Source organism: Acinetobacter sp. YH12098, from assembly GCF_013419235.1.
In the GTDB taxonomy this organism is placed as follows: Bacteria; Pseudomonadota; Gammaproteobacteria; order Pseudomonadales; family Moraxellaceae; genus Acinetobacter; species Acinetobacter amyesii.
In genome coordinates this window covers 1-2,125 of record NZ_VPAO01000087.1, presented here as the reverse complement: position 1 = coordinate 2,125, position 2,125 = coordinate 1, and the positions used below count along the sequence as shown (strand labels likewise).

General features: G+C 51.1%; 1 rRNA gene. It reads right to left on the bottom strand.

Annotated features, from left to right (window positions below):
• Positions 1 to 19: 19 nt before the first annotated feature.
• Positions 20 to 2,125, bottom strand: a 23S ribosomal RNA gene (locus FTU38_RS16585); the annotation flags it as partial.

Genomic DNA, 2,125 nt, shown 5'->3' with positions numbered 1-2,125 from the left:
ACAACTGTTTGGGTGTTGTATAGTCAAGCCTCACGAGCAATTAGTATTGGTCAGCTTCATGCGTCACCGCACTTCCACATCCAACCTATCAACGTCGTAGTCTTCAACGGCTCTTTAGTGGACATAAAGTCCAAGGGAAATCTTATCTTGAGGTAGGCTTCCCGCTTAGATGCTTTCAGCGGTTATCCCTTCCGAACATAGCTACCCGGCGATGCGACTGGCGTCACAACCGGTACACCAGAGGTTCGTCCACTCTGGTCCTCTCGTACTAGGAGCAGATCCTCTCAAATTTCCAGCGCCCACGGTAGATAGGGACCGAACTGTCTCACGACGTTCTAAACCCAGCTCGCGTACCTCTTTAAATGGCGAACAGCCATACCCTTGGGACCTGCTTCAGCCCCAGGATGAGATGAGCCGACATCGAGGTGCCAAACACCGCCGTCGATATGAACTCTTGGGCGGTATCAGCCTGTTATCCCCAGAGTACCTTTTATCCGTTGAGCGATGGCCCTTCCATACAGAACCACCGGATCACTAAGACCTACTTTCGTACCTGCTCGACTTGTGGGTCTCGCAGTTAAGCGCGCTTTTGCCTTTATACTCTACGCGTGATTTCCGACCACGCTGAGCGCACCTTCGTACTCCTCCGTTACTCTTTAGGAGGAGACCGCCCCAGTCAAACTACCCACCAGACATGGTCCTCGTCCCGGATAACGGGACAGAGTTAGAACCTCAATATTACCAGGGTGGTATTTCAAGATTGGCTCCATCGCAACTAGCGTCGCGACTTCAAAGCCTCCCACCTATCCTACACAAGTAAGATCAAAGTTCAATGTCAAGCTGCAGTAAAGGTTCACGGGGTCTTTCCGTCTAGCCGCGGGTACACCGCATCTTCACGGCGATTTCGATTTCACTGAGCCTCTGCTGGAGACAGCGCCCCCATCATTATGCCATTCGTGCAGGTCGGAACTTACCCGACAAGGAATTTCGCTACCTTAGGACCGTTATAGTTACGGCCGCCGTTTACTGGGGCTTCGATCAAGAGCTTCGCTTACGCTAACCCCATCAATTAACCTTCCAGCACCGGGCAGGCATCACACCCTATACGTCCACTTTCGTGTTTGCAGAGTGCTATGTTTTTAATAAACAGTTGCAGGGGCCTGGTTTCTGTGGCTGCTCTCAGCTCAGGAAGCAAGTTCCATCACCAAAAGCAGCGTACCTTCTCCCGAAGTTACGGTACCATTTTGCCTAGTTCCTTCAGCAGAGTTCTCTCAAGCGCTTTGGTCTACTCGACCTGACCACCTGTGTCGGTTTCGGGTACGATTCCAGTGTAACTGAAGCTTAGAGACTTTTCCTGGAAGTATGGTATCAGCCACTTCACTGTACAAGTACAGCTTGCTGTCAGATCTCAGCATAGAGTACCCCGGATTTGCCTAAGATACATGCCTACTTCCTTTCACCTGGACAACCAACGCCAGGCTGACTTAACCTTCTCCGTCCTCTCATCGCATTACACTGAAGTATTGGAATATTAACCAATTTCCCATCGACTACGCCTCTCGGCCTCGCCTTAGGGGTCGACTCACCCAGCCCCGATTAACGTTGGACTGGAACCCTTGGTCTTTCAGCGAACGGGTTTTTCACCCGTTTTGTCGTTACTCACGTCAGCATTCGCACTTCTGATACCTCCAGCAGACTTCTCAATCCACCTTCATCGGCTTACAGAACGCTCCCCTACCACTTACACTAATGTGTAAATCCGCAGCTTCGGCATATAGTTTTAGCCCCGTTACATCTTCCGCGCAGGCCGACTCGACTAGTGAGCTATTACGCTTTCTTTAAAGGGTGGCTGCTTCTAAGCCAACCTCCTAGCTGTCTATGCCTTCCCACATCGTTTCCCACTTAACTATAATTTTGGGGCCTTAGCTGGCGGTCTGGATTGTTTTCCTCTTGACTACGGACGTTAGCACCCGCAGTCTGTCTCCCGGATAGTACTCATTGGTATTCGGAGTTTGCATCGGTTTGGTAAGTCGGGATGACCCCCTAGCCGAAACAGTGCTCTACCCCCAATGGTATTCGTCCGAGGCGCTACCTAAATAGCTTTCGGGGAGAACCAGCTATCACC